Origin of the sequence: Actinomadura sp. B10D3 (genome assembly GCF_039871695.1) — a bacterium.
Classification (GTDB): Bacteria; Actinomycetota; Actinomycetes; order Streptosporangiales; family Streptosporangiaceae; genus Spirillospora; species Spirillospora madurae.
Map to the genome: position 1 here is coordinate 64812 of NZ_JBDPLY010000020.1, position 13657 is coordinate 78468.

General features: G+C 72.9%; 9 protein-coding genes, 1 tRNA gene and 1 riboswitch. Of the genes, 4 read left to right on the top strand and 6 right to left on the bottom strand.

All coding sequences use genetic code 11. From position 1 onward, the window contains the following. Positions 1–37 precede the first annotated feature (37 nt). The 6 genes from ABGB11_RS26960 to ABGB11_RS26985 all read right to left on the bottom strand — a co-directional run bounded on the left by ABGB11_RS26960 (position 38) and on the right by ABGB11_RS26985 (position 6633). Positions 38–895 (bottom strand): SAM-dependent methyltransferase, encoded by an 858-nt coding sequence (locus tag ABGB11_RS26960; RefSeq protein WP_347637009.1) that lies wholly within the window; start codon positions 893–895, stop codon positions 38–40. Beyond that, positions 892–1413 carry an ATP-binding protein gene (locus ABGB11_RS26965; protein ID WP_347637011.1) on the bottom strand — a complete coding sequence of 174 codons (522 nt, stop codon included), beginning with the start codon at positions 1411–1413 and terminating at the stop codon, positions 892–894. Before ABGB11_RS26965 ends, ABGB11_RS26960 begins: the two co-directional genes overlap by 4 nt. A 504-nt stretch (positions 1414–1917) precedes the next feature. Beyond that, on the bottom strand, positions 1918–4074 hold the full coding sequence (locus ABGB11_RS26970; RefSeq protein ID WP_347637013.1) for a transcriptional regulator: 2157 nt from the start codon (positions 4072–4074) through the stop codon (positions 1918–1920). Between the two features lie 20 nt (positions 4075–4094). Then, positions 4095–4166, bottom strand: a tRNA-Leu gene (locus ABGB11_RS26975). Between the two features lie 69 nt (positions 4167–4235). After that, on the bottom strand, positions 4236–5273 hold the full coding sequence (locus ABGB11_RS26980) for a hypothetical protein (protein WP_347637015.1): 1038 nt from the start codon (positions 5271–5273) through the stop codon (positions 4236–4238). Then, on the bottom strand, positions 5266–6633 hold the full coding sequence (locus ABGB11_RS26985; protein ID WP_347637017.1) for a type I restriction-modification system subunit M: 1368 nt from the start codon (positions 6631–6633) through the stop codon (positions 5266–5268). The genes ABGB11_RS26980 and ABGB11_RS26985 overlap by 8 nt, the downstream gene beginning before the upstream one ends. 83 nt (positions 6634–6716) lie before the next feature. On the opposite strand from ABGB11_RS26985, the gene ABGB11_RS26990 reads away from it, so the two are divergent. The 4 genes from ABGB11_RS26990 to metH all read left to right on the top strand — a co-directional run bounded on the left by ABGB11_RS26990 (position 6717) and on the right by metH (position 13594). Beyond that, positions 6717–7868 (top strand): glycosyltransferase, encoded by a 1152-nt coding sequence (locus ABGB11_RS26990; RefSeq protein ID WP_347637019.1) that lies wholly within the window; start codon positions 6717–6719, stop codon positions 7866–7868. A 139-nt stretch (positions 7869–8007) separates the two neighbouring features. Continuing rightward, positions 8008–9261, top strand: coding sequence for a lipase family protein (locus tag ABGB11_RS26995; RefSeq protein ID WP_347637021.1), 1254 nt, complete (start codon positions 8008–8010; stop codon positions 9259–9261). A gap of 50 nt (positions 9262–9311) precedes the next feature. Beyond that, positions 9312–9692 (top strand): DUF6221 family protein, encoded by a 381-nt coding sequence (locus tag ABGB11_RS27000; protein ID WP_347637024.1) that lies wholly within the window; start codon positions 9312–9314, stop codon positions 9690–9692. Between the two features lie 183 nt (positions 9693–9875). After that, positions 9876–9958: riboswitch (S-adenosyl-L-homocysteine riboswitch) on the top strand. A 24-nt stretch (positions 9959–9982) separates the two neighbouring features. Then, positions 9983–13594, top strand: coding sequence for a methionine synthase (gene metH / locus ABGB11_RS27005; protein WP_347637026.1), 3612 nt, complete (start codon positions 9983–9985; stop codon positions 13592–13594). Positions 13595–13657 lie beyond the last annotated feature (63 nt).

The following is a 13657-nucleotide window of genomic DNA, read 5'->3' on the forward strand; positions in this document are numbered from 1 at the left end:
GATGTGCCCGTCCTGTCACCTTTGGCGATGAGCACCGTCATGACCGTCCGTCACCCGGCCATGGCCGCCCGTCACCCGGCACACGGCCGACGCAGCCGAAGAGCGGCAGCGGCCCGGTGCCGCGGGCGGCGGCCCGCGGCTGCGGCAGCCGGGCCGGGTAGGGCTCGACCATCTCCAGGCTCCGGCAGATGTCCGCGATCTCGTCCTCGCCGCGCGGGTGGAACGGCGTGTCGACGCCGGGCCGCGGCCCGGCGATCGGCGCCAGTTCCGCCGTCCGCTCGGCGTGGCTGATGACCACGTGGCTGCCGGGGGCGAGGCCGGCGGCCAGCGCGTCCACGATCCGGCGCGGGCCGGCCTCGTCGGGCAGGAAGTCCAGGACGCCGAGGAGGAACACCGCGGCGGGCTCGCCGAAGTCGATCAGCCTCCGCAGCCCCGCGTCGGCGAGCAGCGCCTCCGTGTCCCGGACGTCTCCCGCGAAGGCGGTGGTGTTCGCGTCGACGGCGAGCAGGGCACGCGCGTGCGCGACCACCATCGGGTCGTTGTCGACGTAGGCGACGCGGCAGGACGGGTCGGTCCGCCGGACGATGTCGCCGAGGTTGTCGTCCGCCGGGAGCCCGCAGCCGATGTCGACGAACTGGCGCAGCCCGGCCCCGGCGAGCAGCGTGGCGGCGCGGTCCAGGAAGCCCCTGTTCGCCTGGACGAGCCGCAGCACGACCGGGCAGCGGCGCAGCACCCGCTCGGCGGAGTCGCGGTCGGCGGCGTAGTTGTCCTTGCCGCCGAGGAAGTAGTTGCACATGCGGGCGACGCCCGCGGTCGACGTGCTGAACTTCGTTCCCTCCCCGAGAGGGGCCTGGTCGGCCCGGCGGGCCGTGTCCAGCGTCGACCCAGGCGTCACGGCAGCCGCCAGCCCTCCCGGACGCCCACCCCGAACCAGAAGGTGGAGGCCCCGTTCTTGCCCCGGCAGGTGCCGAAGTCGGTGGCGAGCGCCTTCATCAGGACGAGCCCGCGGCCGTGCGCGGGCAGCGGGTCCTCGGGCGGCCGCGGCCGCCCCGGCGAGGCACCGCCGTCGGTGACCTCGACCCGGACGTACCGGTCGACGTGCAGGACCGACAGGGTGATCGTTCCGTCCTTGCGCGGCCGCGCGTGCAGGACCGCGTTGGTCACCGCCTCGCTGGTCAGCAGTTCCAGGTCGCCGAGCTCGGACCGGTCGGCGCCGAAGTGCTGGCCGACGAGCTCGCGGACGTAGGACCGCGCGAGCCGGACGGCGGGCGGCGTTGCGGCGAGGTCGATCTCGCCGATGAGGCGCCCGGACGACTTGCCGTTGTTCAGGGCGGACGGGATTCCGACTTCCAGGGAAGGAGCGGGCGCGGGGACCAGCACGGGCACCCCGGACCACGCGTTCGATGCATTCATGGCGGCGTTGGTTTCACGTCTCCGTGTCGGGCTGTAAGCGAACATGTGCTCTTCGGCCTGGTCGAATTCGGACGTGGAAGTGAAACAACACACACTCTGACGCAGGGCAGGCGAACCAGTCACCAACGCTTGCGCGCATGCAAGGACCCTGCCGTGTCCTGCGGACTCTCACCTCTCGTGCAAGATCCGACACGGACCGCGGGATCACCCCTGGAACCGGTGGACGGCGAAGGTCTGCGCCGGCCCCGCCACCGCCCCTTGCACGGGCGCGTACGGCATGAGGACGGCGTAGCCGCCGCCGAGGTCCGCGGGCCTGCCGGGGAGGTTCGCGGCGAGCCGCCGGCCGTCGCCGTCCAGCGCGAGGTACCGGGCGTTCTCGCCGGCGCGGGCGGGCGGGTCGACGGAGAAGAACCGCCCCGGAGCGGGTAGCCGCTGTCGACGGTCCAGCGCGGCTCGCCGGTCCGCAGATCGACGGCCACAAGCCGGGACCGCCCGGGAGTGCCCTCAGATCATCCAGTGGCCGCCCGCGGACCATCCGAGGAACCGGCGGCCGTGCGGCGCCGGCCCGGCGTCGAGGTCGCCGCCGGTCAGGACGTGCCGGAGGCCCGCCAGCACGGGGTCGAGGCGCCGGACGGCATGGGCCGGCTGCCGGTCGAGCTCCTCCTGCATCCAGGCGATGGCGGAGATCTGCTCCTTCAGCCCGCACAGCGCGAGGTAGAAGAGGGCCTGCCGCCACGCGTAGGCGGCGTCCTTGATGTTCCTGTGCGGGAACTCGTTCCCCTGCACCCGCCGCACCAGGCGGCACGCGACGGCGAACGCGCGCCGCGCGAGACCGTCCCATCCGTCCGCCGGCTCGATCCCCACGGGGTGCGCGAGCGCCGCCAGGTTGTGCGTGGTGAGGATCTGCGCCTGCTCGATCACCATCCCGTTGCCCACGACCCACGACCCCGGGCGCTCCCCGGCGCGCTCCTCGCAGAGGTCGCCGAAGCCGTCCCGGAGCCGCCGGACGGCCGCGTAGTCGATCCCGTAGTAGCGCGCGTAGAGGGTCCCCTCCATGACCTCGCCCGCGAGCTGCGCCGCCTGGAGGAACTTCGGCGAGAACCTGCCCATGAAGATGTCGGCGGCCAGCTCCTCCACGAACGGCACGCGCACACCGGCGCGCTCGGCCAGCGTGCTCAGCTCCCTGAGCATCGGGTTCGGGACGATGGTCCCGGGGAAGGACCGCAGCGTCAGCTCGCCGAGCTGGACCAGCACGGCGTGCGCGTTCGCCTGCGCGGCGCCCGTCGTGCGGCGGTACCCGGCCACGGCCGCGACCCACGGAAGCTCGTCCTGCCGCACCTGGTGGCTCAGGTCGAGCAGCAGCAGGGAACGCCGGTTGCGGAACGCCTTGTGGACGGCCGCCATCAGCCCCCTCAGCGCGTCATCGGGGTAGGACTGCGCCGACGCCGCGGCGACCAGCTGCGGGACGAGGCGCGCGAGCACCTCCGCCGACGGGACGACCCCGCGCTCGACGAGCGTGCTGACCGGCGCCTCCAGCGCGTTCTCGACCACCCGGCGAAGCCGCTCGGGCAGTTCGGCGGTCTGCCCGTCGGTGGTGACGGGCTCGACGAACGGCTCGATGGACGGCACCCCGGCGTCCTGCGGCACCGCGTCCAGCCGTTCCGCCGCGGCCTGGGCGAGCGCGTGGTGCGTCGGCCGCGCGGCCTCGGCCGCCTGCCGCTCCCGCAGCGCGGCATGCACTTCCCCGCCCGGCGCGCCGCGCTTCGCGACCATCGAGTCGACGGCGTGCTGCAGCAGTCCGGAGGGACGCCGCCCCGCCAGCACCTCTTCGAGTGACGTGCGGAGGACGGCCGGGTTCGACCTGCGGTTGCGGTGCTTCCCGCACAGGGTGTGCCGTGCCGCCAGCTCCGCGTACCGGTCGAGCAGGGCGGCGCCCCGCGCTCGCCATCCGTCGGGCTCGGCGGCGAGGACCCGCCCGTCCCGGACGGTCTCCAGCCAGTGCGCCAGCAGCTCGTCCGCGAACGGGTTCCACACCGACAGCGCCTCGTTCATCGCGGCCACCGCCCGGTTCGGCCGCCGGGCCGCGAGCCGCTCGCGCACCTGCCCGGCCGTCTCCCGGCGCGCCAGCGACGGGTCGCCGGGGCTCCGCGCGGGCCTCGGGAGGAACCGCAGCCGGCCGGCGAACGGCCCGATGGCGTCCAGGACGTCCAGGGCCGCCGCCCGGTCCCCGGCCCGCAGCAGCCACGCCACCACGAGCAGCGCCGCCTCCTCCGGCAGCGCCACCTCGTACCGGCCGCTGTCGAGCAGCCCGTACAGCTCGTCCAGCCCGGCGTCGGTCAGGTAGTACGCGAAGAGGGCCTGCCGCGCGGCGGGCACCCGGGCGCGGCGCGCCGCCTCCACCTCGTGGTCGAGCAGCGGCCCGCCCGCGGCGGCGTTCCCGGTCGCGAACCCGCCCCGGACGACCTCTGGTGTCACCCACGCCGGAAGCCCGGCGACCGGCGTCCTGGAACCGATGTCCAGCGAGCCGTCCTTCATCCCCGAGACGACGCGCTCCCAGCGGCCGAGGCGCTCCTCGGCGCGCCGCCGCGTCGCGGCGTCCTCGTGGGCCAGCGCGGTCACGAGCGCCTTGGCCATCTGGTCGGCCGCGTAACCGGGGTTCACCCGTTGCGTCCTCGTTCACGCCAGCGTGGCGGGTTCCGCCCCCGCGCCCTCCGGGACCTCAGCCCGGCGCTCTGCTGCTGAGCTACACGCTGTCGAGGGCCCACGGTAAAGATCGCGTGGTCCCGCCGCAACGCATTACCCGGCCGCCGCCCGCCGTGCCGTCAGGGGACGAGCTCGGGGAGGAGGGCGTCGCGGAGGCTCGCCAGCGCCGCGGTCTCGGCCGTGGCCGCCTCCACCCGGCGCGCCAGCGTGGCCGCGAACGCGCCGAACCTCCTCGCCTCGTCGTCTCCGGGCCAGGGGACCTTGTAGGCGGCGAGGTCGGGCCAGCCGGTGCGCGGCATCCTCGTCCCGTCGCCGACGGCGGACGCGTGCGCCACGACCTCGTCGCTCGCCAGGGCCGCGAGCAGCCAGCCGCGGTGGGCGGGGTCCTCCGGGCGGACGACGAGGATGTCGGTCGACGCGACGCCGTCCACGAAGGCGAGCCCCACCTTGTGGAAGTACGGGCGGAGCTTGCCGAACAGGACGTCTCCGGCCGTGAACCGCCGTTTCGCGCTGGTGATCCCGGCCGCGCCCGCCCATGCCGACAGCCACATGTGCCGTTTCGGCATGTGCTCCAGGCCGATGTAGTTCTCGTCCCCGCCGATCAGAGCGGGCGGCACGTTCCCGCGGACCAGCCGCCCGAGCTCGCCGATCGGGATGAGGGAGGTCGCCTGCGTCTCCTCGTACCGGGCGCGCAGGAGCGCGTCGGCGCAGGAGGCGATGCGCCCGTTCACGGCGATCTTGTCGTCCAGGGCTCCGAGGACCGACGCCGCCCTGTCCTGCTCCGCCCGGCTCAGGCGCCGGGTCGTGAGCCGGTTCAGGATGCCGTGGGTGAGGAGCGGCTGCCCGGATCCGATGCGGTACCTGTTCAGGCCGAGCCGTTTGAGCAGGTAGTAGACGTACCGGGGATTCACCCCGTCCCGGGCCGTGGCGATGATGGCGTTGTCGGTGACCCAGCAGCGGCCGGGGCTGTGATGGACGGCGCCGCAGTACGACCCGACGCGTCCGACGATCGTGGAGCCGGGTTTCGCGTTGTAGCCGCCGGACGAGCCGATGACGCCGTTGGCGCCGTACGTCGGATAGGCGGAGCCCTCCGCCGGGTGCGACCGGCCGTTGGCGAACGTGACGAGGTCGCTCAGCGGTACGTGCCCGTCAGCCATCCAGGCGCCCGAGTTCCGTCCGGACGATCTGGTCGAGCCGCGCCGACTCCTCAAGATGCGTGAGGAGTTCCTTGGTGAGGCGCTCGACCCTGTCGGCCGCGGGCTCGTCGCCTGCGTCGGGTTCGGCGGTGCCCACGTAGCGGCCGGGGGTGAGGACATGGTCATGGGACCTGATCTCGTCCACGCTCGCCGAGTGGCAGAACCCCGGGACGTCCGTGTGGTCGTGGGCGCGCCAGGACCGGTAGGCGCCGGCGATCCGGGCGATGTCGTCGCCGGTGAGGACCCTCTCCGTGCGGTCGACCATCGTGCCCATGTCGCGGGCGTCGACGAAGAGCACCCGGCCCGGCATGCCCTTGTTCCGGTCGAGGAACCACAGGCACGCGGGGATCGGGGTGCTGCGGAAGAGCCGGTCGGGGAGCGCGACGACGCACGCCACCAGGTCCGCCTCCACGAGCGCCGCGCGGATCCCGCCCTCGCCGGACTGCCGGGACGACATCGAGCCGTTCGCCATGACGACGCCGGCGCGGCCGTGCGGCCCGAGCTTGGAGACGATGTGCTGCATCCAGGCGAAGTTGGCGTTCCCGGCCGGCGGGACGCCGTACCGCCAGCGCGGATCGCCGGCGTCGCGGTACCAGTCCGACATGTTGAACGGCGGGTTGGCCAGCACGTGGTCGGCCTCGATCCCGGGGTGCGCGTCCTCGGCGAACGTGTCGGCGAGGCGGATGTCGCCCGCGATCCCGTGCACGGCCAGGTTCATCCTGGCCAGCCGCCACGTCCGCTCGTTCGCCTCCTGCCCGTAGACGGCGATGTCGTCCAGCCGCCCCCGATGGCTGAGGACGAACCTCTCCGCCTGCACGAACATCCCGCCGGAACCGCAGCAGGGGTCGTACACCCGCCCCTTGAACGGCTCCAGGATCTCCACCAGCAGCCTGACCACGCTCGAAGGCGTGTAGAACTCGCCGCCGCGCTTCCCCTCTGCCCGCGCGAACCGCTCCAGGAAGTACTCGTAGACCTCGCCGAGCACGTCCCGCGCGGACCGCCCGCCGAACTCCACCTGCCCGATCAGCCCGACCAGGTCCGCGAGGCGCCGCTGGTCGACCCCGGCGAAGATCTTCGGCAGCGCGCCGTCCAGGGACGGATCGGCCCGCATGATCGTGTCCATCGCGGCGTCGATCCGCTCACCGAGCGTGCCGGGCCCGGACGCCGCGGCGAGATCCGCCCACCGCGCCCCGGCCGGCACCGGCAAGGCCCCGTCGGAGGCGTACTTGAGGAAGACGAGCCCGAGGACGAAGTCCTTGTACCGTGCCGCGTCGACGGATCCGCGCAGCTTGGCGGCCGCCTTCCACAGGACCTCGTCCACCCGCGCGACTCTAGCGCGCCCCGCCTCGCCAGCGGGTTCATGAAGTTGGACGGCCGCGCCGGTGCGGTGCGAGGCTGCGGGACGTGGTGGTCGTGGGTGTTCTGGCCGTGGCGGCACTGGCGGGCTGGCTCTATCTGGCGTTCGGCCATGGCGGCTTCTGGAGGACCGGCCCCGGTCTTCCGGACGCGGCGGACCCGGACGCCTGGCCCGATGTGGTGGCGGTGGTCCCGGCCCGCGACGAGGCGGCCGTCCTGCCGGACACGCTGCCGACCCTGCTGGCCCAGGAGTATCCGGGGCGCTTCCGCGTCGTGCTGGTCGACGACGGGAGCGGCGACGGCACCGGGGAGGCGGCCGTCCGGCTGGCGGACGGGAACCCCCGGCTGCGGGTGGTGGCCGCCGGCGAGCGTCCGCCGGGGTGGGCGGGCAAGGTGTGGGCGATGTCGGAGGGCGTCCGCGCGGCGGGGGAGCCCGGCCACCTCCTCTTCACCGACGCGGACATCGCCTACCGGCCCGGCACGCTGATGAGGCTCGTCCGCGTGGCCGCCGCCGAGCGGCGCGATCTCGTCTCCCTGATGGCGACGCTGAACACCCGCACCCGCTGGGAGCGCGTGATCGTCCCGGCGTTCGTGTACTTCTTCGCCCAGCTCTACCCGTTCCGCCGCGTGACCCGGGACGGGGCGCGCACCGCCGCCGCGGCGGGCGGCTGCATGCTCGTCCGGCGCGCCGCCCTCGCCGAGGCCGGCGGTCTCGCGGCGATCCGCGACGCGCTGATCGACGACGTGGCGATGGGGCGCCTGGTCAAGCGCGCCGGCGGGCGCTGCCGCCTCGACCTCGCCCGCGACGTGGTCAGCCGCCGCCCCTACCCCCGCCTCGCCGACCTCTGGGCGATGATCGCCCGCAGCGCCTACCACCAGCTCCGCTACTCGCCCGCGCTGCTCGCCGGGACCGTCCTCGGCCTGGTCCTGCTGTACGCGGTCCCGCCCGCCGCGGCGGGCGCCGGCCTGGCCGCCGGGGACGGCGCCGTCCTCGCGGCCGGGGCCCTCGGCTGGTCGCTGATGGCGCTCACGTACACGCCCATGCTCCGCTTCTACGGCCTGTCGCCGCTGCGGGCCCCGGCGCTGCCGCTGGTGGCGCTGATGTACGCCGCCATGACCCTCGACTCCGCGCGCAGGCACCGGGCCGGTCAAGGCGGCGCGTGGAAGGGCCGCACTGCCGCGACGCCGCTGAAGAGGTGAGTCAGGCCGCTTTTGTCAGGACGGTGACAAACCGGCCCCCGCGATGCGCGCCCATCTTCATTGGAGTAAGTGTCTAATTACGTTACGGTCGGGTGGCCGTCACGTCGACGGCAGGGGCGACGACGAAGGGTTACCCGCCATGTCCATCACCGTCCGCCGGCTGGTGCGCGCCGCGGTGGCGTCCTGCATCGGGATCGCCATGACGGCCGCCGCGCTCCAGGCCCCGGCCGCCGCGGCGCCGCCGGCTCCCCCGACACCCGCCGACGACCCGTTCTACAAGCCGCCGTCCCCGCTCCCGGACGGCGCCCCAGGAGACGTCATCCGCTCGCGCCCCGCGGTGTTCACCGTGGACCCGATCGGCCACGCGCCGTACGGGGGCGTGAAGTCCTGGCAGGTGCTGTACCGGTCGGAGACCGCCGACGGCGGCCCGACCGCCGTGTCCGGCATGATCCTCGTCCCGACCAAGGCCTGGACGGGCCAGGGCAGGCGCCCGCTCCTCTCCTACGCCGTCGGGACCCGCGGGCTCGGCGACGCGTGCGCCCCGTCCTACACGCTCACGCAGGGCCTGGACTACGAGGAGCTGTTCATCGCCGACGCGCTCAGCCGCGGCTGGGCCGTCGCCGTCACCGACATGGAGGGCCTCGGAACGCCCGGCCGGCACACCTACGAGGTCGGCCGCTCCCAGGGCAAGGCGCTGCTGAACGTGGCGCGGGCCGCGCAGCGCCTCCCGGACGCGGGCCTCGGCGGCAGCCCGGTCGGGCTCTGGGGCTACTCGCAGGGCGGGACGTCCTCGGGCTGGGCGGCGGAACTGGCCGCGACCTACGCGCCGGATCTCGCGATCAAGGGCACGTTCGCCGGCGGTGTCCCGGCGGACCTGGAGGCCGTCGCCAAGAGTCTCGACGGATCCCCGTTCATCGCGCTCATGTTCATGGCGGCGGTCGGGTACGACGCCGCCTACCCCGAGCTCGACCTGGAGAAGTACCTGAACGACAACGGCCGGGAGCTGCTGGAGAAGGCCAAGGACATGTGCCTGGTCAGCTTCGACGGCCCCCTCACGGTCGTGGAGACCGCGTTCAAGCACATCAGCGACTACACGACCAGCGACCCTCTCGGCACGCCCGCATGGCAGGCGCGCCTCAACGCCAACAAGCTCGGTTCCACCGCGCCGGGCGCTCCCGTCCTCCAGACGCAGGCCGTCTACGACGAGATCATCCCGTTCGCGCAGGCCGACGCCCTCCACAAGGCGTGGTGCGCCAAGGGCGCCAACGTCACGTGGAAGACCTACACCTTCGCCGAGCACGCCACCGGCATGCTCTGGAGCGAACCGGACGCGATGGCGTTCCTCGCCGACCGCTTCGCGGGCAAGCCGGTCACCGGCAACTGCGCCGCCTGATGGATCATCTCCGAGGGCCATCCCGCCCCTACCCGGGGCAGGATGGCCCTATGGATCTGGTGGAGTTCCTCCGCGCCCGGCTGGACAGGGACGAGCAGACGGCCCGTGCCTGCTCCGGCGCCCCCTGGCTGGCGACACCCTCCGGAACGGTCAGCACCGACCCCGGCACCGGTGAGCCCGCCTACGTGGCGACGGCGGAGAACGAGGCGTACGCCGAGCACATCGCCCGGCACGACCCGTCCCGCGCGCTCGCCGAGGTCGCGGCGAGGCGCCAGATCCTCGACGACTACGAGAAGCAGTCCTGGATCCTCGGGCAGGGGCATCGGACGCCCGAGCTGGAGGCCGCCCAGTCCGTCCGCGAGAAGGTCCTGCGCCTGCTCGCCCTTCCCTACGCGTCCCATCCCGCCTACCAGGAGGAATGGCGCCCCTAGACGTCGGTGACCAGCGCCGGGTGCGCGGGGTCGTCCATCTTGTTTCTGGGAAGGGCGGCGATCCGCTCCGACACGTCCTTCACCACGAGCGACGGTGCGATCGGTCGTGCGCGCATCAGTTCATCCTGCCCGCATCCTGGGGCGCGCCTGACACATCGGGCCATCGGACGGTAACCTCGACATGTGGCCGAGAGGCGCTGCAACGGGCGAGAGCCCGCCACGCTCGGCTGCCAAGAGATCTGATTCCGCAAGGGCGCCTCCCAGATGACCTTGGGAGGTGCTCGGAGACAATGACCGACCGGCAGAACGACCTGCGTGAGCTTCTTGAGCAGCGGATCGCGGTGCTGGACGGCGCCTGGGGCACGATGCTCCAGGGCGCGGGCCTGACCCCGGAGGACTACCGCGGTGACCGCATCGCCGGTGACCATCCGAAGGACGTCACCGGTGACCCCGACCTGCTCAACCTGACCCGCCCGGACGTGATCCTGGAGGTCCACCGGCAGTACCTCGACGCCGGCGCCGACATCACCACGACCAACACGTTCACCGCGACGAGCATCGGCCAGGCCGACTACGGCCTGGAGGGCCTCGTCCGCGAGATGAACGTGCGGGGCGCCGAGCTCGCCCGGCAGGCCGCCGACGAGTACGACAACCGGTTCGTCGCCGGGTCCGTCGGGCCGCTGAACGTCACGCTGTCGCTGTCCCCGCGGGTCGAGGACCCGGCCTACCGCGCCGTCACGTTCGACCGGGTCAAGGACACCTACGCCGAGCAGATCGCCGGGCTCGCCGAGGGCGGCGTCGACCTGCTGCTGATCGAGACGATCTTCGACACGCTGAACGCGAAGGCCGCGATCGCCGCCGCCCGCGAGGTCGCCCCGCACCTGCCGCTGTGGATCTCGGTGACGATCGTCGACCTGTCCGGCCGGACGCTGTCCGGCCAGACCGTCGAGGCGTTCTGGCGGTCGATCGAGCACGCCGAGCCGCTCGTCGCCGGCGTCAACTGCTCGCTCGGCGCCGACCAGCTCCGCCCCCACGTGGAGGAGCTCGCGCGGATCGCCGGCACCTACACCGCCTCCCACCCGAACGCCGGCCTGCCGAACGCGTTCGGCGGCTACGACGAGACCCCGGACGAGACGGGCGCCAAGCTCGGCGAGTTCGCGGCGTCCGGCATGGTCAACATCGTCGGCGGCTGCTGCGGGACCGGCCCCGCGCACATCGCCAAGATCGCCGAGGCGGTCCGCGGGGCGGCGCCCCGCGAGGTCGCGCGGCCCGCGAAGGCCAGCCGGTTCAGCGGCCTGGAGCCGTTCGAGATCGGCGCCGACACCGGCTTCATCATGGTCGGCGAGCGGACCAACGTCACCGGCTCCAAGCGGTTCCGCAAGCTGATCGAGGCGGGCGACCACCAGGCCGCGGTGGACGTGGCGCTGGAGCAGGTCCGCGGCGGCGCGAACCTCCTCGACGTCAACATGGACGCCGACCTGCTCGACAGCGAGCGGGAGATGACGACGTTCCTCAACCTGATCGCGACCGAGCCCGAGGTGGCCCGCATCCCGATCATGATCGACAGCTCGCGGTGGAGCGTCCTGGAGGCGGGCCTGAAGACCGTCCAGGGCAAGGGCGTCGTCAACTCGATCAGCCTCAAGGAGGGCGAGGGCCCCTTCCTGGAGCAGGCCCGCCGCATCCGCGACTTCGGCGCCGGCGTCGTCGTCATGGCCTTCGACGAGACCGGCCAGGCCGACACCACCGAGCGCAAGGTCGAGATCTGCGGGCGCGCCTACGACCTGCTCACGCAGAAGGCCGGGTTCCCCGCCGAGGACATCGTCTTCGACCCGAACGTCCTCGCGGTCGCGACCGGCATCTCCGAGCACAACGGGTACGCCAAGGCGTTCATCGACGCGCTGCCCCTGATCAAGGAGCGCTGCCCGGGCGCCCGCACCAGCGGCGGCATCTCCAACCTCTCCTTCTCGTTCCGCGGCAACGAGGTCGTCCGCGAGGCGATGCACTCGGCGTTCCTGTTCCACGCCGTCCGCAACGGCCTCGACATGGGCATCGTCAACGCCGGGCAGCTCGCCGTCTACGAGGACATCCCGGCCGACCTGCTCGAACTGGTCGAGGACGTGCTGTTCGACCGCCGCCCCGACGCGACCGACCGGCTCGTGTCGTTCGCCGAGAACGTCAAGGGCGAGGCCACCAGGCGCGAGGTCGACCTGTCCTGGCGGGACGCGCCGGTCGAGCGGCGGCTGTCGCACGCCCTCGTCCACGGCATCGTCGACTTCATCGAGGAGGACACCGAGGAGGCCCGGCAGAAGGCCGCCCGCCCCCTCGACGTGATCGAGGGCCCGCTGATGGACGGCATGAAGGTCGTCGGGGACCTCTTCGGCTCCGGCAAGATGTTCCTCCCGCAGGTGGTGAAGAGCGCCCGCGCGATGAAGCGGTCGGTCGCCTACCTGGAGCCCTTCATGGAGAAGGAGAAGGAGGAGGCGCTGCGGGCCGGCCGCGTCCACACCGAGCGCGGCCAGGGCAAGGTCGTCCTCGCGACGGTCAAGGGCGACGTGCACGACATCGGCAAGAACATCGTCGGCGTCGTCCTCGGTTGCAACAACTACGACGTGATCGACCTCGGCGTGATGGTGCCCGCCGCGAAGATCCTCGACACCGCGATCGCCGAGAACGCCGACGCGATCGGGCTGTCCGGGCTGATCACCCCGTCGCTGGACGAGATGGTCTCCGTCGCCGCCGAGATGGAGCGGCGCGGGATGCGGCTGCCGCTGCTGATCGGCGGTGCCACCACGTCCCGGCAGCACACCGCCGTGAAGATCGCGCCCGCCTACGACGCGACGACCGTGCACGTCCTGGACGCCTCCCGCGTCGTCGGCGTCGTCTCCGACCTGCTCGACGAGGACCGCGCCGCCGCGCTGGACGCCGCCAACCGCGAGGAGCAGGCGCGGCTCCGCGAGCAGCACGAGAACAAGCAGCGCCGCCCCCTGCTCACCATCGAGCAGGCGCGCGCGAACCAGGAGCGGGTCGACTTCGGCGACGTTCCGGTCCCGGACTTCAGCGGCGTCCGGATCGTCCGGCCCGACCTGACCGCGATCCGCGAGATGATCGACTGGCAGTTCTTCTTCCTGGCCTGGGAGCTGAAGGGCAAGTACCCGGCGATCCTCGACCAGCCCGTCGCCCGCGAGCTGTTCGACGACGGCAACGCGCTGCTCGACCAGATCATCGCGGACGGCTCGTTCGAGGCCAGCGGCGCCTACGGCTTCTGGCCCGCCCACTCCGAGGGCGACGACATCCTCCTGGACGACGGGCCGCGGTTCCCGATGCTGCGCCAGCAGACGTCCAAGCCGGAGGGCCGCCCGAACCGCTGCCTCGCCGACTACATCGCCCCGTCCGGCGACCACCTCGGCGGCTTCGCCGTGACGATCCTCGGCGCCGAGGACCTCGCCGCGAAGTACGAGGAGGAGAACGACGACTACAAGTCGATCATGGTGAAGGCGCTCGCGGACCGGCTCGCCGAGGCGTTCGCCGAGTACGTCCACCTGGAGGCCCGCCGCGCCTGGTTCGAGCCGGACGCCGACCCCCTCCTGGAGGACCTGCACGCCGAGCGCTTCCGCGGCATCCGCCCGGCGCTCGGCTACCCGGCGAGCCCCGACCACAGCCTGAAGCGGACGCTGTTCGACCTGCTCGACGCCGGCCGCATCGGCGTGAAGCTCACCGAGTCGTACGCGATGTCCCCGGCCGCCAGCGTCAGCGGCCTGATCTTCGCGCACCCGGAGTCGCGGTACTTCACGGTCGGCCGCGTCGGCAAGGACCAGATCGAGGACTACGCCCGCCGCTGCGACCTCCCGGTGGCGGAGGTGGAGCGCTGGCTGGCCCCGAACCTCGCCTACGACCCGTCGTAGCGTTTCTCCAGAACGGATTGTAAAAACACCTGGCGGCCGCCCGCGCCGCGACCGCCAGGTGCG

Bases quoted from the DNA above. Each gene is read 5' to 3' on its own strand.
- ABGB11_RS26965 (WP_347637011.1), bottom strand. From the start codon at position 1,413: ATGAATGCATCGAACGCGTGGTCCGGGGTGCCCGTGCTGGTCCCCGCG.
- ABGB11_RS26980 (WP_347637015.1), bottom strand. From the start codon at position 5,273: ATGGCTGACGGGCACGTACCGCTGAGCGACCTCGTCACGTTCGCCAAC.
- ABGB11_RS26995 (WP_347637021.1), top strand. From the start codon at position 8,008: ATGTCCATCACCGTCCGCCGGCTGGTGCGCGCCGCGGTGGCGTCCTGC.
- ABGB11_RS27000 (WP_347637024.1), top strand. From the start codon at position 9,312: ATGGATCTGGTGGAGTTCCTCCGCGCCCGGCTGGACAGGGACGAGCAG.
- metH (WP_347637026.1), top strand. From the start codon at position 9,983: ATGACCGACCGGCAGAACGACCTGCGTGAGCTTCTTGAGCAGCGGATC.